The sequence below is a fragment of the Streptomyces sp. NPDC050416 genome (genome assembly GCF_044458845.1).
Lineage (GTDB): Bacteria > Actinomycetota > Actinomycetes > Streptomycetales > Streptomycetaceae > Streptomyces.
This window is the reverse complement of record NZ_JBITII010000003.1, coordinates 435,598-459,247: the sequence shown is the minus strand read 5'-3', so window position 1 is coordinate 459,247 and position 23,650 is coordinate 435,598. Positions and strand designations below refer to the sequence as shown.

17 protein-coding genes are annotated in these 23,650 nt (G+C 72.7%); 7 read left to right on the top strand and 10 right to left on the bottom strand.

Features of this window, described 5'->3' with window-relative positions:
• Positions 1–123 precede the first annotated feature (123 nt).
• A complete protein-coding gene (locus tag ACIBL4_RS11620) occupies positions 124–1,164 on the top strand; it encodes a hypothetical protein (protein WP_399408801.1) in 1,041 nt (346 codons plus the stop codon).
• A gap of 407 nt (positions 1,165–1,571) precedes the next feature.
• Here ACIBL4_RS11620 and ACIBL4_RS11615 read toward each other — a convergent pair whose 3' ends face one another.
• The 3 genes from ACIBL4_RS11615 to ACIBL4_RS11605 all read right to left on the bottom strand — a co-directional run bounded on the left by ACIBL4_RS11615 (position 1,572) and on the right by ACIBL4_RS11605 (position 5,296).
• On the bottom strand, positions 1,572–2,714 hold the full coding sequence (locus ACIBL4_RS11615) for a serine hydrolase domain-containing protein (protein WP_399408799.1): 1,143 nt from the start codon (positions 2,712–2,714) through the stop codon (positions 1,572–1,574).
• Positions 2,715–2,806: 92 nt separating this feature from the next.
• The gene (locus ACIBL4_RS11610; RefSeq protein WP_399408797.1) at positions 2,807–4,561 is read right to left on the bottom strand and encodes a TIGR03767 family metallophosphoesterase; all 1,755 of its coding nucleotides are present in this window, start codon (positions 4,559–4,561) and stop codon (positions 2,807–2,809) included.
• A 267-nt stretch (positions 4,562–4,828) separates the two neighbouring features.
• Entirely contained in the window at positions 4,829–5,296 is a 468-nt protein-coding gene (locus ACIBL4_RS11605; protein ID WP_399408795.1) for an NUDIX hydrolase, read from the bottom strand.
• 220 nt (positions 5,297–5,516) lie between these two features.
• Between ACIBL4_RS11605 and ACIBL4_RS11600 the strand changes: the two genes are divergently transcribed.
• A complete protein-coding gene (locus ACIBL4_RS11600; protein ID WP_399408793.1) occupies positions 5,517–8,813 on the top strand; it encodes a S8 family serine peptidase in 3,297 nt (1,098 codons plus the stop codon).
• 67 nt (positions 8,814–8,880) lie between these two features.
• Here ACIBL4_RS11600 and ACIBL4_RS11595 read toward each other — a convergent pair whose 3' ends face one another.
• Together ACIBL4_RS11595 and ACIBL4_RS11590 are read right to left on the bottom strand one after the other, a co-directional pair.
• Positions 8,881–10,068 carry a hypothetical protein gene (locus tag ACIBL4_RS11595; protein ID WP_399408791.1) on the bottom strand — a complete coding sequence of 396 codons (1,188 nt, stop codon included), beginning with the start codon at positions 10,066–10,068 and terminating at the stop codon, positions 8,881–8,883.
• A 1-nt stretch (position 10,069) separates the two neighbouring features.
• A complete protein-coding gene (locus ACIBL4_RS11590; protein ID WP_399409327.1) occupies positions 10,070–10,606 on the bottom strand; it encodes an RNA polymerase sigma factor in 537 nt (178 codons plus the stop codon).
• Positions 10,607–10,966: 360 nt separating this feature from the next.
• Here ACIBL4_RS11590 and ACIBL4_RS11585 point away from each other — a divergent pair, with 360 nt between their 5' ends.
• Positions 10,967–11,983: an aspartate-semialdehyde dehydrogenase gene (locus ACIBL4_RS11585; protein ID WP_399408789.1), complete on the top strand. Its 1,017-nt coding sequence runs from the start codon at positions 10,967–10,969 to the stop codon at positions 11,981–11,983.
• Here ACIBL4_RS11585 and ACIBL4_RS11580 read toward each other — a convergent pair.
• Positions 11,980–12,480: a DUF1203 domain-containing protein gene (locus tag ACIBL4_RS11580; RefSeq protein WP_399408787.1), complete on the bottom strand. Its 501-nt coding sequence runs from the start codon at positions 12,478–12,480 to the stop codon at positions 11,980–11,982. The two genes, ACIBL4_RS11585 and ACIBL4_RS11580, sit on opposite strands and share 4 nt — an antisense overlap.
• 261 nt (positions 12,481–12,741) lie before the next feature.
• On the opposite strand from ACIBL4_RS11580, the gene pepN reads away from it, so the two are divergent.
• Positions 12,742–15,315, top strand: coding sequence for an aminopeptidase N (gene pepN / locus ACIBL4_RS11575; RefSeq protein ID WP_399408785.1), 2,574 nt, complete (start codon positions 12,742–12,744; stop codon positions 15,313–15,315).
• Between the two features lie 278 nt (positions 15,316–15,593).
• Positions 15,594–15,917: an ArsR family transcriptional regulator gene (locus tag ACIBL4_RS11570; protein WP_356924030.1), complete on the top strand. Its 324-nt coding sequence runs from the start codon at positions 15,594–15,596 to the stop codon at positions 15,915–15,917.
• Here the strand turns inward: ACIBL4_RS11570 and ACIBL4_RS11565 are convergent.
• On the bottom strand, positions 15,889–16,860 hold the full coding sequence (locus ACIBL4_RS11565) for an EamA family transporter (RefSeq protein WP_399408783.1): 972 nt from the start codon (positions 16,858–16,860) through the stop codon (positions 15,889–15,891). The genes ACIBL4_RS11570 and ACIBL4_RS11565 overlap by 29 nt on opposite strands.
• Positions 16,861–16,964: 104 nt before the next feature.
• On the opposite strand from ACIBL4_RS11565, the gene ACIBL4_RS11560 reads away from it, so the two are divergent.
• The gene (locus ACIBL4_RS11560; RefSeq protein ID WP_356924028.1) at positions 16,965–17,483 is read left to right on the top strand and encodes a MarR family transcriptional regulator; all 519 of its coding nucleotides are present in this window, start codon (positions 16,965–16,967) and stop codon (positions 17,481–17,483) included.
• A 340-nt stretch (positions 17,484–17,823) separates the two neighbouring features.
• Here the strand turns inward: ACIBL4_RS11560 and ACIBL4_RS11555 are convergent, their stop codons facing one another.
• The 3 genes from ACIBL4_RS11555 to ACIBL4_RS11545 all read right to left on the bottom strand — a co-directional run bounded on the left by ACIBL4_RS11555 (position 17,824) and on the right by ACIBL4_RS11545 (position 20,567).
• Positions 17,824–18,111 (bottom strand): hypothetical protein, encoded by a 288-nt coding sequence (locus ACIBL4_RS11555; RefSeq protein WP_399408781.1) that lies wholly within the window; start codon positions 18,109–18,111, stop codon positions 17,824–17,826.
• 86 nt (positions 18,112–18,197) lie between these two features.
• Positions 18,198–20,291, bottom strand: a complete 2,094-nt coding sequence (gene malQ / locus ACIBL4_RS11550) for a 4-alpha-glucanotransferase (protein ID WP_399408779.1) — start codon at positions 20,289–20,291, stop codon at positions 18,198–18,200.
• Entirely contained in the window at positions 20,292–20,567 is a 276-nt protein-coding gene (locus ACIBL4_RS11545) for a hypothetical protein (protein WP_399408777.1), read from the bottom strand.
• 223 nt (positions 20,568–20,790) lie between these two features.
• On the opposite strand from ACIBL4_RS11545, the gene ACIBL4_RS11540 reads away from it, so the two are divergent.
• A complete protein-coding gene (locus tag ACIBL4_RS11540) occupies positions 20,791–23,646 on the top strand; it encodes a beta-N-acetylglucosaminidase domain-containing protein (RefSeq protein WP_399408775.1) in 2,856 nt (951 codons plus the stop codon).
• Positions 23,647–23,650: the final 4 nt, after the last annotated feature.

The following is a 23,650-nucleotide window of genomic DNA, read 5'->3' as shown; positions in this document are numbered from 1 at the left end:
ACCCGAACGGACCAGGGGCTTTCGGCATCCGAACACCCGTCCTTTAACGCTGGGTTGTCCGTATTTGTCGACGGGCCTGTAACAGCGGTTAAAGAGCGGCCGGAGCGCGGGAAATTGCCGGTCATGACCCACAACACACCGCTCTCCCCGCGCCCTCTGCACGACCTGTCCGGCCGCGGCCGGCTCCGTGTGATGACGGTCGCTCAGCTCCGCTCGCACGGCGTGACGACGTCCGCGACGAACGAGCAGTGCCGCCCCGGCGGACCCTGGCAGCAGCTCCTCCCGGGCGTCGTCCTGCTCCACCCGGGCCCGCCGACCAGCGAGGAGCGGCTGCACGCGGTGCTGATGTACGCGGCGCGGGAGCGCGGCACGGGCGTCCCCGCCCAGCCCGGTGCGGGCCGGGGTCGCGCCTCCGCCTGCCCGGAGGCGATGATCACCGGCCTGGCCGCCCTGACGCTGCACGGCTTCTCCTCCACTCCCCCGCTGCCGTCCCTGGACGCGATCGACGTGCTGGTCCCGCGGCTGCGCCGAGTGCGCTCGACGGGCTGTGCACGCATCGTCCGCGGCGCCGCGCTGCCCGCCCCCGAGCAGGTCACGGGCCTGCCGGTGGCCCCGGTCGCCCGCGCGCTGGCCGACGCGGTGGCCGACCTCCGGGACGCCGGCACCGTGCGCCGGCTGATGACGGAGGCGGTGCGCGGCGCTTATTGCGAGCCGGCGGCGGTGGTGCGGGAGCTGAACCAGGCACGGCTGCTCAGCCGCCCGCACGTGGTGGACGCGGTGGACTCCCTGCTGGCCGAGGGCCGGGCGATCGCGGAGGACCGCCTTTACCGGATGGTCCGCGAGTACGGGCTGCCCGACCCGGCCTGGAACGTCGACCTGCGCCTGCCCGGCGGCCCCTACCTCGGCGGCCTCGACGCGTACTGGCCCGACCATGCGGTCGCGGTCGAGCTGGACACTCGCGCGCCCCGGCAGGACGACGACGTCCTGTGGTCCGAGTACGCCCGCAAGGGCGAGCACCTGGAGCGCCTCGGCATCACGGTCGTCCGCATCACGCCGAGGAAGCTCCGCGACTCTCCGGAACAGCAGGCGACGGTGGTCCGCACGGCCCTGATGGCCTCGGCCGACCGCGAACCGGCCGCGTATGTCGTGGTGCTGCCCCGGTAGTGACGGACCGGGGGCAGGACCAGGAGGAGAGCGGAGGGGCCGCCGGAGTCGCCGGCGGCCCCTCCTCGCACTCCGGCGGTGACTGATCATGATCTGTCGCGGTGCCCGGGAGCAGGCAGCCGCTGCGCACGTCCTGATCGCCGGAGAGCAGAGCGAGCACCTTCGCGTGTGCCGCGAGGAGGATCGCGGTGAGCGGCACGCCAGCAGGGCCGCCGTCACGTCGCCGGGGACGCTCCTGACGTGCTCCCCGGTGCCGGGCACCGGCTCCTTCGCCCAGCGGGGCAGGGCCGTGAAGCCGCCCTCGACCCTGCTGTCGCTTCCGGGGACGCGGGCGTCGGGCCGACTGTGCTTCTCGCATGATGAGCGGGCCTCTCACCAAGCGGACCGAACGGACGGACGGCACCGTCCTACGTGCCGCAGAACTCCGCCTCGATGACCGCGTCGGTACTGCCCGACCAGTCGCCATTGAAGTTGACGGCCAGGGAGTGCCGGCCGTCCTCCGTCGTCACGGCGTCCGAGTTCGAACCGAAGATGCCGCCGTCGTGGCCCCAGACGTGGACGCCGCAGCCGAGCTCGCGGTCGACGAGCCCCAGGCCGTAGCGGCTGGTCTCCCGGCTGGAGGGGACCGTGGTCTTCATCTCCTTCAGCTGCTCGGGCGGGAGCAGCCTGCCGCGGAGCAGCGCCGAGTAGAAGCGGTTCAGGTCGGCGGAGCTGGAGACCATCTGGCCCGAGCCGTAGGCCAGACGCGCGTTCAGTTCCGTGACGTCGTACGTCGGGCCGGTGTCCGTCCGGGCCAGTTTGGAGTAGGCGCGGCTGCCGGGCCGGGGCAGGGTGACCCGGGTGGTGGGGACGGACGTGGAGGTCAGGTGCAGCGGGGCGATGATGCGCCGGTCGATCTCGTCGCCGTAGTCGTCGTTGCCCGTGGCCTTCTCGATCACCCGCGCGGCCAGGAGGTAGTTCGTGTTGGAGTACCTGAACGAACTGCCCGGCGCGAAGTACGGCTCGTTCGCCAGGGCGAAGGCGAGCAGCTCCTCCGGGTCCGCCTCGTCGAACCGGTGCTTCATGAAGCCGTCCGCGGTCATGTACGTCCGCTGGAAACCGGTGTCCGCCAGGTAGTCGTAGATGCCGCTGGTGTGGTTCAGGAGCTGGCGGAGGGTGATCCCGCGGCCGTCGTGTCCGTGGCCCCGGACGACGCCCGGCAGCCACTTGTCCACCGTGTCGTCCAGCGACAGCCGCCCCTCCGCCTCCAGTTGCAGGACGACGGTGGCGACGAACGTCTTGGAGATGCTGGCGACGCGGTAGTGGTCCCGCGTCGAACGCGGCTGGCCCGTCTTGAGGTCGCCGACCCCGGCCGTGGCCGCCCAGGTGCCGTGCCCCTGGCGCACTCTCACGGTCACGCCCGGGACGCCGTCGGCGATGGCGGCACGCACCGCCTGCCGGGTTGCGTCGTGGTGGCCTGCGGGCAGGGCCGCGACCGCGGGGCCCGCCAGGGCCGCCGACAGCGCCACGGCCGTCGCCGCCGTCAGGATCGTGCGTGCGCGTCTGTTCATGTCCCGTACCCCCGTCATGTCGAGCGGTGTCGGGGGGTGGGACCGCGAGCCGGCGGGCCGGAGTTGACCGGCCCGGGCGGGTTGGGCGGGATTCAGCCCTTTTTCAGAACCAGCTCGGTGTTGCGGTCCGCCGGGTCGCCGCCGAGGGTCGCGCTCGCGCCGGGGGCGTTGAGGGACAGCTCGCGGTAGAGGGCGGCGAGGCCGGTCTGGGAGAGGTCGGAGAAGTCCGTGCGGTGCGGGGCCGAGGACTCCACCAGCGTGGTGAACAGGGAGACCGTGCCGTCCTTGTTGTCGGTCAGCTCGATGATGCGGGCGAGCTGGGGATAGTCGACGTGGGAGGCCGTGGAGATCTCCCAGAAGGAGCCGCCGGAGGACATCGCGTGCGGGGTGATGACGTTCTTGTGGATGTGGCCGTTCACCCAGGCGAGCACGTTGCGGTGACCGCCGAGGAGGGCGAGGACCTCCTGACCGTTGTGGCGCCGCTCCTGGGGGCGGGCCGGATCGATGCGTGTGTTCGTCATCGTCTTGCTGGTGTGATGGCTGAAGATCACCGCGTGGGAGTCCTTGTTCTCCCGCAGCGTCCGGTCGAGCCACTTCAGCTGGGCCGTGCCGAGTGAGCCCTCGTAGTGGCCGCCCGCGTCGGTGGTGTCCAGGCTGATGCCGATGACGTCGTCGGAGATGCGGAAGGCGTAGTACTGGGTGCCCGCGTCGAGGTTGGCGGAGGAGTAGCCGTGTCCGGCCGGGCCGAGGCCGCGGTAGGCCGGGTCCAGGTGTGCCCGGAGGTACTCGGCCGGGGTGAAGGGTGCGCGGCTCTCGTCGGGGGTGACCGAACGCATGGCGCGGGCGTGGGACTTCAGGAAGTCCTCGTAGCGGACGCCTTCGGGGTCCCGGGCCTTCTTGATGAGGGTCTGCAGCCGCTGCGCCTCGGCCGCGGACACGTCCATCAGCTTCTTGCCGCCGACTGCGAGTTCGGTGAGGTAGGAGTCGCCGTGCGAGGCGTAGCAGCCCATCGGCAGGGAGTCGTGGTTGCCGACGGTGGAGTACCAGGGCAGATTGAGGCCGGGGCTGCGGACCTCGCGGATGGCGGCCTTGAGGAAGCCGTCGAGGTGCGGGAAGCCGGCCTGCTTGTCACTGTCGCGGACCGGGGCCTCCGGCTGCCAGTACTGCTTGAGGCCGCTGTTCTGGACGCCCTCGTACCGACGCGGGTCCCCGGAGTTGGGGGTGATGCGCCCACCGCTCATGATCTTCATGAACCACTCCAGCTCGGACTTGGCGTTGTTGTCCGTGTTGTCGCCGGTGGTCATGGCGAAGTGCAGCGGGGTGCCGGTGACGGGGGCGCCGCGGAGCGCGTTGATCCGTTCCACGAGCGCGATCGCGCCCTGCACGGTCAGCGCCTCGTGCGGCCGCCAGGCGTGGATGTCGGCCGAGCGCAGGTACTCCAGGCGCAGCGGGTGCTGGGCGTCGATGATGTGCAGGTCGGTGAGCTGCACGAACGCCGCGAGCGCGGTACGGCGCCCGGCGCGGCCGGACTTGGGCGCGGCCAGGTCGGAGCGCACGACCCGCTGCCAGCCGGGTCCGTCGCCGAGGCGCCGGTAGCCCGAGCCGCGCGGAGTGGCCACGGACGCCACGGTCGTGCCCTTGGTGTAGGGGGCCAGCGGCGCGGCCGGTGCCCGGCGGGAGGATGCGGCGACGGCCTCGGTGGTCTCGCCGGCGGTGGCGGCCTGGCTGTCGCTGGGCCGCAGGGCGTAGCCGACGCCCCCGGACAGGGCGACCGCTCCGGTGGCGGCGAGGACGGAACGACGGTGGATGCCCTGGCCGGAGCCGGCGACTGAGCGTGTGCGCGACATGCGCTTCTCTCCCCGAGTGCGAACGCGTCGGCAGTGGTCGCGGGAAGCTCGGCACGCGAACTTCCCGCTCGTACTGGATCGTTGGCACCGGGAATGACCTGCGCGTAAACGGGGCGGCAACGCGCAGCGCCGATCACCGTACGTGGATCTTCGACCACCTTGCGCGTCGTCGGCCGCTCCGGGAACGGCCGGGAGCCGGTCACGCCGTGTTCATCTTCCTGGGTACTGCATATAGGGCACAGGCCCCGTTCAGCTGGAAGACAGGCCCTATTCGGCGTCCTCCAGCACATCGGAGAGCCGTCCGGTGGGCGGCCGTTCCCGCCACAGGCGCAGGGCGATGTCGACCATCCCCACCCGGACGAGGCCGGGCACCGCGTCCAGGTCGTGCCAGGCGGCGAAGTCGGTGGAGCCGCCCACCTCGTAGCGCAGTTCGCCGCCGGTGATCCGGCCCTCGTAGACGAAGCGGACGGCGTGATGGTCGACGGCGCGTCCGAGGCCTCCGCGGAAGACGCGGTGGGAGGAGTCCACGCCGAGCAGTCCGGTGACCTCGATGCGGTACCCGGTCTCCTCCTCGACCTCCCGCCGCACGGTGTCGTAGGGGTCCTCGCCGTGCTCCATGCCGCCGCCGGGCACGACCCACTCGGGGGTGCCGTCGGGGGCCGGGGAGCGGGCGAGCAGGATCTGTCCGTCACGGACGCATATGGCGTAGGCCGCCACCCTCAACTTCTGTCGCACTCCGGGACGTTAACCGATTTCGCCGCCTTCGGGACTCATGCCCGCAAAACGCATCGCGGGTTTTCCCCATACATCCATTTCGTTTCGGTCAACCCTCCCCAAAGAACGTCCCCTTGCGTAAAGCTGTGCGATCGTCCGGGCCTGCGATCCGGACGGTCGCGACCAGGGCCGATCGGTTCCCGGTCGCTCCCGCTCGTTCCTTTACCTACAAGGGATGCCGATGACCAACACCCCCGAGCGTGACCCGATATCGTCCCGGAGACGTGTGGCGCGCGTCGCCGTGGCCGCCGGCCTCGTCGCCGCGCTCTCCGCGGCCGGGCCGGTCCCCCTGGCCTTCTCCGCAGACGGTCCGGGCGCGTCCGTACCGGCCGACACCGACGTCAAGTCGGCGCACGACAAGCTCGGTTCGGGCGACGCGGACCTGCTCGCCGAGGCGAAGGCGGACGGCGACAAGACCGTCACGATGATGGTCGCCACCGCGCCCGGGCAGACCGAGCAGGTCGCCGGGCAGCTGGACGCGGTCAAGGGCGGCTCGGTGGGCCGGGCCGACGACAAGCTGGGCTACGTCCGGGCCACCGTCCCGACGTCCCGGGCGGACTCGGCCATCGCCGCCGCCGTCAAGCTGTCCTCCGTGCACGGCATCGACCTGCGCGAGGAGATCCCGCTGGACGACCCGACGCCGGCCGCGGACGCCGCCAAGGGCGCCAAGCCCGCCGCGGGGACGTACCCGGCGCCGGGGAAGAAGACTCCCGCGGAGAACCCGTACAACCCGTCCTTCGAGACGGGCGCGGTCGACTTCGTCGAGGACCACCCGAAGGCGGACGGCCGCGGCATCACCATCGGCATCCTGGACTCCGGCGTCGACCTGGGCCACCCGGCGCTGCAGAAGACCACCACCGGCGAGCGGAAGATCGTCGACTGGGTGACGGCGACGGACCCGGTCGTCGACAACGACAACACCTGGCGCCGGATGGACGCCTCCGTCGCGGGCCCCACGTTCACGCACGACGGCAGGACCTGGAAGGCGCCTTCGGGCGCGTACCGGGTGAGCACCTTCAAGGAGTCGTACACCACCGGCGGTGACGCCGCGGGTGACGCCAACCGCGACGGCGACACCACGGACTCCTGGGGCGTGCTGTACGACCCGGCCGCCGGTACGGTCCGCGTCGACCTGAACAACAACTTCGACTTCGCCGACGACACCGCGATGAAGCCGTACAAGGACGGCTACCAGATCGGGTACTTCGGCACCGACGACCCGAAGACCGACATCGCCGAGCGGCAGCCGTTCGTCGTCGAGATCCGCAAGGACGTCGTCTACAACGGCGCCGGCGCGAAGGCCGACTTCGTCAACATCGGCGTCATCGAGTCCGAGCACGGCACGCACGTCGCCGGCATCACCGCCGCGAACGGCCTGTTCGGCGGCAAGATGGACGGCGCCGCCCCGGGCGCCAAGCTGGTCTCCTCCCGCGCCTGCACCTGGTCCGGCGGCTGCACCAACGTCGCGCTCACCGAGGGCATGATCGACCTCGTCACCAAGCGCGGCGTCGACATCGTCAACATGTCCATCGGCGGCCTGCCCGCGCTGAACGACGGCAACAACGCGCGCGCCGAGCTGTACACGCGCCTCATCGACACCTACGGCGTCCAGCTGGTGATCTCCGCGGGCAACTCCGGCCCCGGCACCAACACCATCGGCGACCCGGCCCTGGCCGACAAGGTGATCTCGGTCGGCGCGTCCGTCTCCAAGGAGACCTGGGCCGCCAACTACGGCTCGGTCGTGGAGAAGAAGTACGCGCTGATGCCGTTCTCCTCGCGCGGCCCGCGTGAGGACGGCGGTTTCACCCCGACCCTGGTCGCCCCGGGTGCCGCGATCAACACGATCCAGACGTGGCTGCCGGGTGCCCCGGTCGCCGAGTCGGGCTACTCCCTGCCGGCCGGCTACGGCATGCTCCAGGGCACCTCGATGGCCTCCCCGCAGGCCGCCGGTGCCGCCGCGCTGCTGCTGTCGGCCGCGAAGCAGAAGAAGATCGAGCTCAAGCCGGCGACGCTGCGCACGGCCCTCACCTCGACCGCCGACCACATCAAGGGTGTGCAGGCGTACGAGGAGGGCGCGGGCCTGATGAACATCGAGGACGCCTGGGACTCGATCCGTGACGGCGCGAGCTCCCACGCGTACACCGTGAAGGCGCCGGTCGACACCGCGATGGACGACAAGCTCAAGACGCCCGGCTACGGCACGGGCCTGTACGACCGTGAGGGCGGTCTGAAGGCCGGCAAGAAGAAGACGTACGAGATCACCGTCACGCGTACGTCCGGCGCCGACAAGGCGGTCCGGCACGAGCTGCACTTCGAGAACAACGCGGGCGGCACGTTCCGGATCGTCGGCTCCGACGAGGTGAAGCTGCCGCTGAACAAGCCGGTCACCGTCAAGGTCCAGGCCGCGCCGAAGTCCGCGGGCATCAAGAGCGCGATCCTGGAGGTCGACGACCCGAAGACCGAGGGCATCGACCGGCAGGTCCTGACCACGGTCGTGGTCGCGGCGCCGCTGAAGTACACGTTCTCCGCGTCCGGTTCGGTGCAGCGCAACAGCTCGCGGCACTACTACGTCACCGTGCCCGAGGGCGCGAAGACGCTCGAGGTCGCGCTGGGCGGGCTGAAGGACAAGAGCCAGACCCGGTTCATCGCCATCCACCCGTACGGTGTGCCGTCCGACCCGACGTCGACGGTCAACTGCTACCCGAACTACTCGAACCCGGCCAACACCTGCCGCCCGGACCTGCGTTCCTACGCGAACCCGCAGCCCGGCGTGTGGGAGATCGAGGTCGAGTCGCGCCGTACGTCGCCGCTGCTCGACAACCCGTACAAGCTGGACGTCGCCGTGCTCGGCGCGGCCTTCGAGCCGGAGACCGTGACCGTGCCCGAGGTGAAGGTCGGCACCCCGGCCGCCGCCTCCTGGAAGGTGACGAACGGCTTCGCCGCGATCGACGGCAAGCTGGTGGGCGGTTCGCTCGGCTCGTCCAAGACGACCCGGCCGTCGATCAAGCAGGGCGAGACGCAGACCACGACGGTCGAGGTGCCCGCGGGCGCGAAGTCGCTGGACGTCGCCATCGGCGGTGTCTCGGACGCGGCCGCGGACCTGGACCTCGCCGTCTACGACGCCGCCGGCAAGCAGGTCGGCAGCTCCGCGGACGGCGACTCGGAGGAGTCGGTCTCCGTGCCCTCGCCGGCCGCCGGTAAGTACACCGTCCAGGTCGTCGGCTACTCGGTGCCGGCCGGCACGACCGAGTACGACTACCAGGACGTGTTCTTCGCTCCCTCCCTCGGCAGCGTCACCGTCGACGGCTCGGCGCCGGTGAAGCTCGGCACGGGTGACTCGGCGACGGTCTCGGGCAGCGTCACCGCCGCGGCGGCCGCGCCCGAGGGGCGTGTGTTCTTCGGCGAGGTCCAGCTGGTCAACGCGCGCGGTACGGCCGCGGGCGTGGGCAGTGTGAAGATCGAGAAGGTTCTGCCGTAGCGGTTCGACGGCATCTGGGGGCGGGCGTCCGGCAGGGCGCCCGCCCTTGTTCTTTCGGTTCCTCCGCTCACTCGCAGGGGAGGGTCGCCGACCCGGGCAGGGCGGCGGTGATCCAGGCCCGCTCGGGGGCGATCGCCTTCTCCCCGACTCTCCACAGGTCCGGCTGGGCCTGCCCGCGCGTGATCCCGACGAGAACGCGGTCGCCTGGCCGCGGCCGGGGTACGGCGTCCTCGTCCATGGGGAAAACGACCCGGTCCTGGCCCTTGGCGGGCTTGTAGGAGCGGTCCACGTCCAGGGTGACGCGGTCCTGGCCGGTGCCGGGCACCCGTTCGACCTCGGCGACGGTGCCCTCGGCCACGAGCCGGGCGCAGGCCAGATAACCGGCGTGACCGAGCTTGGCGCTCGCCTCGCCCCGCGCCGGACCGGCCGCGGAGTCGGCGGCCGTGCTGCCCGCCGCGTCGTCCGCCGACCCGTGATTCCCCTGCACGACGAGCCAGCCCATGCCCACCACGACGCCGGCGGCCACGGCCGCGGCGACTCCCCGCAGAGCCACGCCCAGGGCCCGCCGACGCCCGCGCCGCCCGGCCAGCGCAACCACACCCGCCCCGGCTCCCGCCTCCTGCCCGGCAGTCTCCGGCTCGAGGCCACTCACCGCCGGACCGGCGGCCGCTCCCGATCCGGCAGCGCGCGTAGCCGCCGCCGGCCCAATGGCGGGCGCCCGACCCTCCGGATCCCCGGCCTCCCCCCGGACCCGCGTCCCAACCTCCGGCTCGACGCCAACCGCCGACCCCACAGCCGTGGCCCGCTCCACCGCGCCCCCGGCCTCACCCCGAACCCGCGTCCCAACCTCCGGCTCGACGCCAACCGCCGACCCCACAGCCGTGGCCCGCTCCACCGCGCCCCCGGCCTCACCCCGAATCCGCGTCCCAACCTCCGGCTCGACGCCAACCGCCGACCCCACAGCCGTGGCCCGACCCGCCGGATCCCCGGCCTCCTCCCCGGTCCGCGCGCTGGCCTCCGGCTCGGTACCGGCTGCCCCGGCCTCCGTCCCGGTGTCGCGCGCGAGCGTCTCGCCGATCAGCAGCAGCTGTTCCCGCAGCAGTGTCACGTCCGCGGTCGCCGCTCGGTGGGCCGCCATGAAGGACGCGTCCCGCCGGGCCCCCTCCGGCAGCGGGTCGTCGGTGAGCGCTGCCATCAGCGCGTCCACGCCGTCGTAGTCGGCGTCGCGCCGGTCGTCGTCGTTCCGGGCGGTCACGTCACACCACCTCGTCCTCGTGCAGGCGGGCGCGCAGAGCCCGTACCGCCGTGTGCAGCCTGCTCTTGACCGTGCCCTCCGGGACGCCGAGCTGTTCAGCGATGGACCGGACCGGCAGGTCGGCGTAGAAACGCAGCACGACGACCTGCCGCTGGGCGTCGGGCAGCTCGTCCAGGCCCTGGGCGACGGCGACGGACAGCACGCTGGTGTCCTCGCCGGAGGGATGCTCCAGTTGCCGCAGCGCGGCCAGTCGCTCCCCGAGCCGCTCCTGGCGGCGCTTGGCCCGGTGCCAGTCCATGGCGAGGTTGGAGGCGACGACCGCCGCCCACGCCGAGACGTCCCGCGGCGCCTCCTGGCCGCTCGCGGCCCGCTCCAGCAACCGCAGGCGGACCTGCTGCACCCCGTCCGGCAGGTCCGCCTGCGGTACTCCGCCGAGCGCGAGCACCGCCCGCACCCGGCGCTCCTGTGCCGCGTCCAGCGGATCGTCACCGGTCCCGGCGTGCGCCTCCCGGCCCCGCCGGGCCCTCCCGCGCAGCAGCACAAGCCACCCCCTCGCCGTGTTTCTCCTATGACGCCGGCCCGGCCCGGAACGTTCGGTCTTTTTTTCCGGTGGGACGACGGCAGGGCGTGGCAGGACGGCAGAGGCGTACGTCACACTCCCGTGTGGCCGAGAGCAACAGGGGCAGGCGACCTTGCGGCGTATGCCCCCCGGCAGATGAATTTCTCCAGCTCAGCGGGGGTCGACGTCGAATGTCCGCAACCATGGGACGGGACACGTCGTCCCACTCTCCGGGCAGACCGGGGAAAGAAGTGGACAGGTGGGCCTTGGTCGGCCGCATGATGGAAAAGCCTCGGCCAAGCAACGAGCACGTGAAGAGACGCAGGAGAGGGAGTCACCGTGAGGGTCGGAATCGTCGGAGCCACCGGACAGGTGGGCACGGTCATGCGCAGGATCCTCACGGAACGGAACTTCCCGGTCACGGAGCTGCGCCTGTTCGCCTCGGCCCGCTCGGCGGGCACGCAGCTGGACGGCGTGACGGTGGAGGACGCGTCGACCGCCGACTACACCGGCCTGGACATCGTGCTGTTCTCCGCGGGCGGTGCCACGTCCAAGGCACTGGCCGAAAAGGTCGCCTCCCAGGGCGCCGTCGTGATCGACAACTCCTCCGCGTGGCGCAAGCACCCGGAGGTCCCCCTGGTCGTCTCCGAGGTGAACCCGCACGCGATCGCGGACCGCCCCAAGGGCATCATCGCCAACCCGAACTGCACGACGATGGCCGCGATGCCGGTCCTCCGTCCGCTGCACGCGGAGGCCGGCCTGGAAGCCCTGGTCGTGGCCACGTACCAGGCGGTCTCCGGCTCCGGCCTCGCCGGCGTCGCCGAGCTGCACGGCCAGACGCAGAAGGTCGTCGCCGAAGCGGACCGGCTGACGCACGACGGCGCGGCGGTCGACTTCCCCGAGCCGGGCGTCTACAAGCGCCCCATCGCCTTCAACGTACTGCCGCTCGCGGGCAACATCGTCGACGACGGCCTGAACGAGACCGACGAGGAGCAGAAGCTCCGCAACGAGTCCCGCAAGATCCTGGAGATCCCCGAGCTGAAGGTCTCCGGCACCTGCGTGCGCGTCCCGGTCTTCTCCGGCCACTCGCTGCAGATCAACGCCCGCTTCGCCCGCCCGATCTCCCCGGAGCGCGCGACGGAGCTGCTGAAGGACGCCCCGGGCGTCGAGCTCTCCGACATCCCCACCCCCCTCCAGGCCGCCGGCAACGACCCGTCCTACGTCGGCCGCATCCGCCGCGACGAGACGGTGGACAACGGCCTGGCCCTCTTCGTCTCCAACGACAACCTCCGCAAGGGCGCGGCCCTCAACGCGGTCCAGATCGCGGAGCTCGTGGCGGCCGAACTCAAGGGCTAACCCCGGCGCACCTCACAGCCCCTGCGCACCTCGTAGAGGAAACACCCGTACTCGACGGCCCGGACGTGGACGAGCGCCACGGCCGGGTCGTCGAACGCTTCCCCGAAGGCCCGCTCGAAGGCACCCGGCTCCTCGACCAGCCGCCCGCCCAGGATGTGCCCCTCGGCGGAGTAGCGGCGGACCGTGCGGCGGGCGTTGGTGAAGGGCAGGGCGGCGTCGGCGTCCGGTCCCGGGCAGTCGTCGGCGTGGATGAAGACCGGGCCCACTTCGTCGTACGCGCCGGGGTCGACGCCCTGTTCCGCCGCCCAGCGGCGCAGCGGGGCGTAGGAGACCAGGGCGATACGTTCGCCCGGCTCGCTGCGGCCCAGGCAACAGCGCAGGGGCGCGCCGCCCTCGGCGTCGGTGAAGGGGGCCGTGGGACGGCCCGCGTCGTCCGTCGCGCGCAGTTCCTTCAGGACCCGTGGGGCGATGGGCTGTGCGGTGTACGTCGTCGTCATGGTCATCAGCCTCGCTTGCCCGGGCCGCGCGGACCGGCGGGATCCGGACGTCGTGTTGCTCCTGCCCCGGGCCGTCGCCCGGCACGTACGACGGCCTCAGGCAGGGCCGGGAGCGGGCAGGCCGCCGCGCACGCGGAGCACCACCGGCGACACAGTCCCTCGTCGGGCAAGGGGTTTCCCTAGGAGACACCCAGGTCGTCGCCTGATGCGAAGCTGCCGTGGAAAGATGGCGCAACCCACCCATACCGAGGAGATGACCGCGTGCCTGGCACAAACCTGACCCGCGAAGAGGCGCAGCAGCGGGCGAAGCTGCTCGCCGTTGACTCGTACGAGATCGAACTCGACCTCTCCGGCGCGCAGGAGGGCGGCACCTACCGGTCCTCGACCACGGTGCGCTTCGACGTCACGGAGAACGGGGCGGAGTCGTTCATCGACCTGGTGGCCCCGGCCGTGCACGAGGTGACCCTCAACGGGGACTCCCTCGACCCCGCCGAGGTCTTCGCGGACTCCCGGATCGCCCTGCGCGGCCTGCTGGAGGGCCGCAACATCCTCCGGGTGGTCGCCGACTGCGCGTACACCAACACCGGTGAGGGCCTGCACCGTTTCGTCGACCCGGTCGACGACCAGGCCTACCTCTACACCCAGTTCGAGGTGCCGGACGCCCGCCGGGTGTTCGCGAGCTTCGAGCAGCCGGACCTGAAGGCGACCTTCCAGTTCACCGTGAGGGCGCCGGAGGGCTGGACCGTCATCTCCAACTCGCCCACGCCCGAACCGCAGGACAGCGTCTGGGTCTTCGAGCCGACACCGCGCATCTCGACGTACATCACGGCGCTCATCGTCGGCCCGTACCACTCGGTGCACAGCGTGTACGAGAAGGACGGCCAGTCCGTCCCGCTCGGCATCTACTGCCGCCCCTCGCTCGCCGAGTACCTCGACTCGGACGCCATCTTCGAGGTGACCCGGCAGGGCTTCGAGTGGTTCCAGGAGAAGTTCGACTACGCGTACCCGTTCAAGAAGTACGACCAGCTGTTCGTGCCGGAGTTCAACGCGGGCGCGATGGAGAACGCGGGCGCGGTGACCATCCGCGACCAGTACGTGTTCCGGTCGAAGGTGACGGACGCGGCGTACGAGGTGCGCGCGGAGACCATCCTGCACGAGCTGGCCCACATGTGGTTCGGCGACCTCGTGACCATGGAGTGGTGGAACGACCTGTGGCTGAACGAGTCGTTCGCCACGTACACCTCCATCGCCTGCCAGGCCGCCGCGCCCGGCTCGCGCTGGCCGCACTCCTGGACGACGTTCGCCAACTCCATGAAGACCTGGGCGTACCGGCAGGACCAGCTGCCCTCCACGCACCCGATCATGGCGGACATCAGCGACCTGGACGACGTCCTGGTCAACTTCGACGGCATCACGTACGCCAAGGGCGCCTCCGTGCTCAAGCAGCTCGTCGCGTACGTCGGCGAGGACGAGTTCTTCACGGGCGTACAGGCGTACTTCAAGGCGCACGCGTACGGCAACACGCGCCTGTCCGACCTGCTGGGAGCCCTGGAGACGACCTCCGGGCGTGACCTGAAGTCCTGGTCGAAGGCGTGGCTGGAGACCGCCGGCATCAACGTCCTGCGCCCCGAGATCGAGACGGACGCCGACGGTGTCGTCACCTCCTTCGCCATCCGCCAGGAGGCCCCGGCCCTGCCCGCCGGCGCGAAGGGCGAGCCGACGCTGCGCCCGCACCGGATCGCCGTCGGCCTGTACGAACTGGACGACGCCAGCGGCAAGCTGGTCCGCGAGGAGCGCATCGAGCTGGACGTGGACGGCGAGTCGACGGCCGTACCGCAGCTGGTCGGCAAGCGCCGCCCGGCCGTGGTCCTGCTCAACGACGACGACCTGTCCTACGCGAAGGTCCGCCTGGACGAGCGGTCCCTGGCCTTCGTGACGGAACACCTCGGCGACTTCGAGTCCTCCCTGCCGCGTGCCCTGTGCTGGGCGTCGGCCTGGGACATGACCCGTGACGCCGAGCTGGCGGCCCGCGACTACCTGTCGCTGGTGCTGTCCGGCATCGGCAAGGAGTCCGACATCGGCGTCGTGCAGTCGCTGCACCGCCAGGTGAAGCTGGCGGTCGACCTGTACGCCGACCCGGCCGCCCGCGAGGCACTGCTGGCCCGCTGGACCGACGCGACGCTGGCCCATCTGCGGGCGGCGGCGCCGGGCAGCGACCACCAGCTGGCGTGGGCGCGCGCGTTCGCCGCGACGGCCCGCACGCCCGAGCAGCTGGACCTGCTGGACGCCCTGCTGGACGGCTCGAAGACCATCGAGGGCCTGGTCGTCGACACGGAGCTGCGCTGGGCGTTCGTCCAGCGGCTCGCGGCGGTGGGCCGGTTCGACGAGACGGAGATCGCGGGCGAGTACGACCGTGACCGTACGGCCGCCGGTGAGCGTCACGCCGCCACGGCCCGCGCGGCCCGGCCGACCCCGGAGGCCAAGGCGGAGGCGTGGGCGTCGGTCGTCGACTCCGACAAGCTGCCGAACGCCGTGCAGGAGGCGGTCATCTCCGGCTTCGTCCAGACCGACCAGCGCGAGCTGCTCGCCCCGTACACGGACCGCTACTTCGAGGTGGTCAAGGACATCTGGGAGTCGCGCTCCCACGAGATGGCCCAGCAGATCGCGGTCGGCCTCTACCCGACGGTCCAGGTCTCCCAGGAGACCCTGGACAAGACGGACGCCTGGCTGGCCTCCGCCGAGCCGAACGCGGCCCTGCGGCGGCTGGTGTCGGAGTCACGCGCGGGCGTGGAGCGCGCGCTGCGGGCCCAGCGGGCGGACGCGGCGGCGGAGTAGCCGTTCCCGTGGTCACGGCCTGTGGGGGCGCCCGGCGCTGTGCCGGGCGCCCCCGTTTTCAGAGGCTGATGAAGATTCAGAGGCCCTGAACTTTCAGAGGCTGATGAAGGGCGAGTGCTCGATGAGCAGGAGCTCGCGCAGGTACGAGCGGATGCGCGCCAGGCCTCGGAGTCGCGTCGGCACGGGTGCGGGCATGGTTCCCCCAGGAGTAAGGTACGTCTCGTGGCGTACCTGAGGGAAGGTACGCCACGAGACGTACCTTGTCGAGAGGTGGAGTGATGGCGTCGAGCGAGCTTCCGCACCCGCGTGCCGAGGAGCTGGAGGTGGGGCCGGTCCTGCTGGCGCTCGCCGACGAGAACCGGCGCCGGGTCGTGGCCGAACTCGCCGCGCGGCCGGACGAGGAACGGCTGTGCGCCTCCTTCGAGCTGCCGGTGAGCAAGTCCAGCCGCACCCATCACTGGCGAGTGCTGCGCGAGGCGGGTCTGGTGTACCAGCGCGACGCCGGCAACCGGCTGTACATGCGCCTGCGCAAGGACGACCTGGACCGCAGGTTCCCCGGCCTGATCCAGGCCGTCATCGCCGCGGACCGGGGCCCGCGCTGACGTACTCCTCGGGCCTGGTGCCGAGCCGGGACGCAGCAGGCCGTGACGCCCGGCCGAAGGCGAGGGCGCGCCGGGCCGCCGCCTTCCGCCGCGGGCCGGTCTGGCCCGCCACCGTCGCCCCGAACGCCAGCGCCATGCCCGCCAGTTGCACCGGCGTCAGCGCCTGACCGAGCGCCGCCCAGCCGACGACGGCCGCGGTCAGCGGGGAGAGCGGGCCGAGGAAGGTCACCTGGGTGGCGGTGAGACGGCCGATGCCGCGGAACCACAGCCAGTACGCGATCGCCGTGTTCGCGACGGCGAGGTAGAGGTAGCCGCCGACCGCCCGGCCGTCCAGCGCCGGCGGCGCGCCCTCGACGAGGAAGGCGAGGGGCGCGATCAGCAGGCCGCCCGCGGTCAGCTGCCAGCCGGTGAGGGCCAGCGGGCCGACACCTTCGGGGCGCCCCCACCGCTTGGTGAGCACGGTGCCGGTGGACATGGACGCGGTGGAGGCGAGGGCCGCCAGCACGCCCGGCAGGTCCAGCGCCCCGGCCGCCTCGAGCACGACCAGGCTGACGCCGAACGCGGCCGCGATCCCCGTGAGCAGCGTGCGCGGCGTCGGCCGCTGCCCCAGCAGCAACGCCGCGAGGCCGACCACGAACAGCGGGCCCACGGAGCCGACGACCGCCGCCATGCCGCCGGGCAGCCGGTACGCGGCGAGGAACAGCAGCGGGAAGAAGGCGCCGATGTTCAGCGCGCCCAGCACCACCGACTTCCACCACCAGGCACCGCGCGGCAGCACCCGGGCGAGGGCGAGCAGCAGCAGACCGGCCGGCAGGGCGCGCATGAGGCCGGTGAACAGGGGGCGGTCGGCCGGGAGGAACTCGGTGGCGACGGCGTAGGTCGTGCCCCACGAGACGGGGGCGAGGGCGGTGAGGGTGACGACAGCCGGGCGGGAGGTGGCCATGAGAGCGCCCTTCAAATAGGTCGATGGAAAGTAGCTTAGCTCTAAGCAACTTTCCGTCAAACTACTTTCTTGCGGGTGACTCACGGGCGCCGGATACTCGTGCCATGAGTGAACGCCCCGAGCAGCGCAAGGACCCCGTCGACGCGATCATCGACCAGTGGGCGACGGTGCGGCCCGACCTCGACACCGCCGCGATGGAGGTCTTCGGCCGCATCTACCGGCTCTCCCGCGCGATGGGCGACCGGACGGAGAAGGCGTACGCGCAGTTCGGGATCGGCCGCGGGGAGTTCGACGTCCTCGCGACACTGCGCCGCGCCGGTGAGCCCTACACGCTCTCGCCCCGCCAGCTCTCCGCGACGCTGATGCTCACGACCGGGGGCATGACGGGGCGCCTGGACAAGCTGGAGCGCGCGGGCCTGCTGCGCCGCTCCCCCGACCCGCACGACCGGCGCGGCCTGCACGTCACCCTCACCGACAAGGGCCTGGAGCTGATCGACCAGGCGGTCGGCGCCGGACTCGCCGTCCAGACGGAGGCGCTGTCCGGCCTCGACGCCGAGCAGGCCGGACAGCTGGCGGAACTGCTCAGGGAGCTGCTCCGGACGACGGAGGGCCGGCAGGACTGAGCAGGCGCCCGCGGGTCCGCGGCCTGCCCCCGCGGTGGTGCCGGCCCGTCGAGGCGCTATCCCACGTGGGCGGTCACGGCCGCCTCGATCGCCCCGCGCCCGCCGCGTCGGCCGCCCACGCCGCGTACCGGTCGGGCCGCACCAGCACCGTGGGTGCAGCGCCATCTGACCACACCGAACCCCTGACTCCATGCCGGCTCACGGCCATCGGAGTCCGGCTCACGGCCATGGAAAAGCCGAGGGCGCCGCCCCGGTCGCCGTACGGCCGCGTGCGCGGCGTACGTACGACGGGGACGGCGCCCTCGGAAAAGGTGCGCGGCGGACTCGAAACGAGCCCCGGTCAGGCCTTCGCGTCGGCCTTGCCGTCAGCGTTGGTCGTGATGTTGGAGCTGGTCGGGTCCTTCTTCTTGTGCGACTTGTCCCCGACCATCACCAGACCGGCGATGACCAGGTACAGCACGATCGGGGCCACGACGAAGAGGCCCAGCGTCTCGATGACGCTCAGGCCCGGGCCGGGGTCGTCGCCGTCGTCGCGCGTGAGCGCGGAGGCGGGCGACGACATGAGCAGCATCATCAGCGTCGTACCGGCGGCCAGGGCGCCGGCGCGCAGGGCGTTCTTCTTGTCCACGGTGCCAAAAGTATCCAACGCCGGTCGGGGCCGCGCGCCCGGGGTGCCGTAAGAGGCGCGGCAAGAGGTGCCGCAACCAGCCGGGCTCAGCCGCCCGGCCCGTCGGCCTGCTGCCGCAGTACCTCGATGAGGGCGTGCAGCCGGGGCGAGGCGGCCAGATCCTCCAAGGTCACGGGACGTCCCTCCGCGTCCGCGATCGGCAGCCGCCAGTTCGGGTACTGGTCCCACGTCCCCGGGAGGTTCTGCGGGCGGCGGTCGCCCACCCCGTCCGGGAGCCAGACGCCGACCATGCGGGCCGGGGTGCGCAGCAGGAAGCGGTGGACGGCCTGGATCTCGGCCTCCTCCGAGGAGGTGTCGGTGCCGCCGGTGCCGTCCAGCAGGCCGAGCTCGGTGAGCAGGGCCAGCCACTCGGCGGTGTCGGCGGCTGCCTCGGCGCGCTCCTGGTGAAGCGGGCGGGTCAGCAGGCCCAGGCTGTCGCGGAGTTCGACGTGCTCGCCGGTGAGGCGGGCGGCGGTGGAAGGCAGGTCATGGGTGGTGGCGGTGGCCAGGCAGTCGGCGCGCCAGCGGTCGGGGGGCAGGGGGCGGCCGTCGCCGTCCCAGTCGCGTTCGAACCACAGCACGGACGTGCCGAGCACCCCGCGCTCGCGCAGCGCCTCGCGCACGCCCGGTTCGACGGTGCCCAGATCCTCGCCGATGACCAGCGCCCCGGCCCGGGAGGCCTCCAGGACGAGGACGGCGAGCATGGCCTCGGCGTCGTAGCGGACGTAGGTGCCCTCGGTCGGGGGCCGGCCCTGCGGCACCCACCACAGGCGGAACAGGCCCATGACGTGGTCGATGCGCAGGGCTCCGGCGTAGCGGAACAGGGCGCGCAGCAGCTCGCGGAAGGGGGCGTAGCCCGACTCGGCCAGGCGGTCGGGGCGCCAGGGCGGCAGTCCCCAGTCCTGGCCGCGGGCGTTGAAGGCGTCCGGCGGGGCGCCCACCGACATGCCGGCGGCGAAGTACTCCTGCTGGGCCCAGGCGTCGGCGCCGCCGGGGTGAACGCCGACCGCGAGGTCGTGCACGATCCCGACCGGCATCCCGGCCTCGCGCCCGGCGCGCTGCGCGGCGGTCAGCTGGGTGTCGGTGAGCCAGGCGAGCCGGGACCAGAAGTCCACCCGGTCCATCAGGCCGTTGCGGGCCCGGGCGGTCTCGGCCGAGCGCGGGTCGCGCAGGCCGGTCGGCCAGCGGTGCCAGTCCGAGCCGTGCACCTCGGCGAGCGCGCACCAGGTGGCGTGGTCCTCCAGGGCCTGGCCCTGCTCGGCGAGGAAGTCGCAATAGGCGGCGCGTCTGCCGGGGCCGAGCGGCACCGCGCACAGCAGCTCGAGCGCCTCCCGCTTGAGCTCCCACACGGCGTCCCGGTCGATCAGCGCGCCTTTTTCCAGTACGGCTTCGCGCAGCCGGCCGGAGCGCTCCAGCAGGGCGCGCAGCCGCTCGCGGTCCTCGACGTACGCGTATTCGGGGACGTCCTCGACGCGCAGGTGCACCGGGTCGGGGAAGCGGCGGGAGGAGGGCCGGTACGGGGAGGGGTCGGTGGGGGCGCCGGGGACGGCGGCGTGCAGCGGGTTGACCTGGACGAATCCGGCGCCGAGCGACCGTCCGGCCCAGCCTGCCAGCTCGGCGAGGTCGCCCAGGTCTCCCATGCCCCAGGAGCGGCGGGACAGCAGGGAGTAGAGCTGGACGAGGAGTCCGTAGGAGCGCCCGGTGGGGGTGGGCAGCCGGGCCGGGGCGATGACCAGGTGGGCGGTGGCCGTGCGGCCGTCGGGGACGGTGACGGTCAGCCGGTGGACCCCGGGCGGGAGGTGCTCGGCCGAGGCGCGGGTCTCGCCCTGCTCGGTCTCGATGAGCAGCCGGCTTCCCTCGGGGAGCGCGGCCAGGGCGGCCGGGGGGCCTGCGCCCCAGCCGACCACCGTGGGCGGCAGCAGCCTGGTGCCCCGTTCCCGCTCCCGGGCGGCGAGCGCGGCGCGGACCGCGCCGGGCGTGCTCGCGTCCACGCCGAGAGCGGCCAGGGTGAGGGTGACCGCGGCGGCCGAGGCCGCGACCGTACGGTCCGGGGACGGGCTGTACGAGGTGGCGACGCCGTGCAGTTCGGCGAGGCGGGACAGGTCCTCGGAAGGCGGTTCGGCCGGCCGGGGTTCGGTCATCTACGACCTCGAGAAGTCCGGGACGAAGGTGAAGGAGGGGGGCTCGCTGGTCAGGGGGGCGGATTCGGCGAGCGGCGGCTCGCTGGTGAGGGGCTCGGCGTCGGGCAGCGGCGTCTCGCTGGTCAGCGGGGGCTCGGCGCAGGTGTTCTCGGAGCTGAAGACGCAGTAGTGGGGGTCTTCGTAGCGGGGGTCGTCATAGTGGGGGTCGAGGTCGGCGGACGTGTCCGCCACGGGTTTGGACGGGGCCGGGAGCGGAAGGAACGTCATCGCAGCCACGGGGGCCTCCTTGTCGGGTACGGCGTTCAACGGTTATCGCAGCCCTACCCAGTCGACGCGAAGGCAGACACCCCAGGCCGGACATCGTGCTTCTGCTCACATTCCACTGCCTTCCACTCCTTCCAGATTCCGGCAAACCAGTGATAACGGCCACTCTCGTTGACACCTTCACCGGGCGGGTGGTGGGCTCGTTCTCCCGGTCGAACACACCTGGAGGGGGCCTGTGGGACTGCGGCGTGGGAAGCGGGCGGCGGCTCTCGCCGTCGCCGTCGTCGCCGGAACCCTCGGCTCGGTGCCCGCGGCGGTGGCGGCCCCGCCGGTCCCGGGCCGGGCCGCGACAGCCGCCTCCGACACCGCCGGGCCGGACCTCTCCGTCTGGCCTCGCCCCCAGTCCCTTCGCGCGAACGGCGCACCGGTCGCGGTCACCGACGAGGTCGCCTTGATCACCGGCCCGTCGGCGGACGGGTACGCCCTCGAAACCCTGCGCACGCTGCTGCGGCAGGCCGGGGCCCGTCGCATCACCGACTCCGCCCGGCCCGGGGCGCTGGTCGTGCGGGCGGGCACGGAGCCCGTCCACCGGGGCGACCGCCACGCCCTGCCGGCCGGGGGATACGAGCTGTCCGTGGGCGGGGACGGCGTCCTGCTCACCGGCACCGGCGAGGACGGCCTGTTCCACGCGGTCCAGACGCTGCGGCAACTCGTGCGTCCCGACGGCACGATCACCGCCGCCGTCGTACGCGACTGGCCGGGCACCGCCGTGCGCGGCATCACCGAGGGCTTCTACGGCACCGCGTGGACGCACCGGCAGCGGCTGGAGCAGCTCGACTTCATGGGGCGCACCAAGCAGAACCGCTACCTGTACGCGCCGGGGGACGACCTGTACCGGCAGGCGCGCTGGCGTGAGCCGTACCCGGCGGAGCAGCGCGCCGGGTTCCGGGAGCTGGCCGAGCGGGCCCGCCGCAACCACGTCACGCTCGGCTGGGCGGTGGCCCCGGGCCAGGCGATGTGCTTCGCGTCGGACTCTGACGTGCGGGCGCTGACCCGCAAGCTCGACGCGATGTGGGCGCTGGGCTTCAGGGCCTTCCAGCTCCAGTTCCAGGACGTCAGCTACAGCGAGTGGCACTGCGACGCGGACGCCGACCGGTTCGGGTCCGGTCCGCGGGCGGCCGCGCGGGCGCAGGCCCGGGTGGCGAACGCGGTGGCCCGGCACCTGGCGGAACGGCACGCCGGCGCCGCCGCTCTGTCGCTGATGCCGACCGAGTACTACGAGGAGGGCACGACCGACTACCGGCGGGCCCTGGCGGGCACGCTGCACCCGGGTGTCGAGGTGGCGTGGACGGGCGTCGGGGTGGTGCCGCGCACCATCACGGGCGGTGAACTGGCCGACGCCCGGGAGGCGTTCCGGCATCCGCTGGTCACGATGGACAACTACCCGGTCAACGACTACGAGCCCGGCCGTCTCTTCCTCGGCCCCTACCGGGGCCGCGAGCCGGCGGTCGCCACCGGTTCGGCGGCCCTGCTCGCCAACGCGATGCAGCAGCCCGAGGCGTCCCGCATCCCGCTGTTCACCGCCGCCGACTACGCCTGGAACCCGCGCGCCTACCGCTCCGGTGAGTCCTGGCGTGCCGCGATCGCCGACCTGGCGGGCGGGGACCGGCGCCGTGAGGATGCCCTGACCGCGCTCGCCGGGAACGACGCGTCGTCGGTCCTCGGCGAGGAGGAGTCGGCGTACCTGCGCCCGCTGACCGAGGCGTACTGGCGGGCCCGTACAGCCGGTGGCGCCGGCGACGACGCCGCGCGGCGGCTGCGCGAGGCGTTCACGGTGCTGCGCGAGCTGCCCCGGCGGCTGACGGGAACCGACCTCGCCCCGGAGGTCGCCCCCTGGTCGCGGCAGCTGGCCCGCTACGGCGAGGCGGGCACGGCCGCGCTCGACATGCTGGACGCGCAGCGCGCCGGGGACGCGGCGGCGGCCTGGACGGCGTACCGCAGGCTCGGCGCGCTGCGGGACCGGCTGGAGCCGGCACCGGTCAGGGTCGGCACGGACGTCCTGGACGCCTTCCTGCGGCGGGCGCAGAAGGCGTACGCGGCCTGGTCGGGCATCGACCACGAGCCGCCCCCGAGCCCCGGTGACCCGGGCGACGGCCGCGCCCTGCATTTCCCCGGCCCCCGGTCCCTGACGGCCGTGACAGTCCTCACCGACCCCGGCACCGAGGGGGACGTCGAGGTGCACGTGCCGGGCGGGGGCTGGCGGCGGGCCGGCCGGCTGGCGACTTCCGGCGCGACCGAGGTGCGGGCCGGACAGCGCGTGGACGCCGTACGGGTCACCGGTCCCGCCCCGTCCCGCGTACGCCACCTGGTGCCGTGGTTCGCGGACTCCCCCGCCACCTCCCTTGAGCTGACGCGGGACCGTGTGGACGCCGAGACCGGCAGGACGCGGCGGCTGACGGCCGGGCTGAGCTCACTGCGCCCCACCGACGCCCGCGGCAGGCTCACCGTCGAGGCGCCCGAGGGTGTGCGGGTGAAGGTGCCCGGGACCGAACTGGCCGTGCCGCGCGGCACGAAGGTGGAGGTCCCCGTCGAAGTGACCGTGGAGCGCGGTGCGCCGAGGCGGTCCTACGCCATCCGGCTGGGGTTCGCGGGAGCGACCCGCACCCTCACCGTCCGGGCGTTCCCGCCCACCGGCGGACCCGACCTGGCCCGCACCGGCACGGCGCGTTCCTCGGGCGACGAGACGCCAGCCTTCCCCGCGTCGGCGGCGAACGACGGTGACCCCGGCACCCGCTGGTCGTCGCCGGCCGACGACGGCGCCTGGTGGCAGGTCGAGCTGCCACGCCCGGCGCGGCTCGGCCGGGTCGTGCTGCGCTGGCAGGACGCCCACCCCTCGGCGTACCGCGTCCAGGTGTCGCCGGACGGCCGCCGCTGGCGCACGGCGGCAGCGGTACGGGACGGCAGGGGCGGCCGGGAGAGCGTCCGCATGGACGAGCGCGACGTGCGCTTCGTACGGGTGCAGGGCGAGAAGCGGGCCACGCCGTACGGGTACTCGCTGTGGTCGGTGGAGGCGTACGCCGTCACGGACTGAACCC

Excerpts from the sequence above, each read along its gene's own strand:
- ACIBL4_RS11620 (WP_399408801.1), top strand. The coding sequence starts at position 124 with ATGACCCACAACACACCGCTCTCCCCGCGCCCTCTGCACGACCTGTCC.
- ACIBL4_RS11615 (WP_399408799.1), bottom strand. The coding sequence starts at position 2,714 with ATGAACAGACGCGCACGCACGATCCTGACGGCGGCGACGGCCGTGGCG.
- ACIBL4_RS11610 (WP_399408797.1), bottom strand. The coding sequence starts at position 4,561 with ATGTCGCGCACACGCTCAGTCGCCGGCTCCGGCCAGGGCATCCACCGT.
- ACIBL4_RS11600 (WP_399408793.1), top strand. The coding sequence starts at position 5,517 with ATGACCAACACCCCCGAGCGTGACCCGATATCGTCCCGGAGACGTGTG.
- ACIBL4_RS11580 (WP_399408787.1), bottom strand. The coding sequence starts at position 12,480 with ATGACGACGACGTACACCGCACAGCCCATCGCCCCACGGGTCCTGAAG.
- ACIBL4_RS11570 (WP_356924030.1), top strand. The coding sequence starts at position 15,594 with ATGGCGTCGAGCGAGCTTCCGCACCCGCGTGCCGAGGAGCTGGAGGTG.
- ACIBL4_RS11565 (WP_399408783.1), bottom strand. The coding sequence starts at position 16,860 with ATGGCCACCTCCCGCCCGGCTGTCGTCACCCTCACCGCCCTCGCCCCC.
- ACIBL4_RS11560 (WP_356924028.1), top strand. The coding sequence starts at position 16,965 with ATGAGTGAACGCCCCGAGCAGCGCAAGGACCCCGTCGACGCGATCATC.
- malQ (WP_399408779.1), bottom strand. The coding sequence starts at position 20,291 with ATGACCGAACCCCGGCCGGCCGAACCGCCTTCCGAGGACCTGTCCCGC.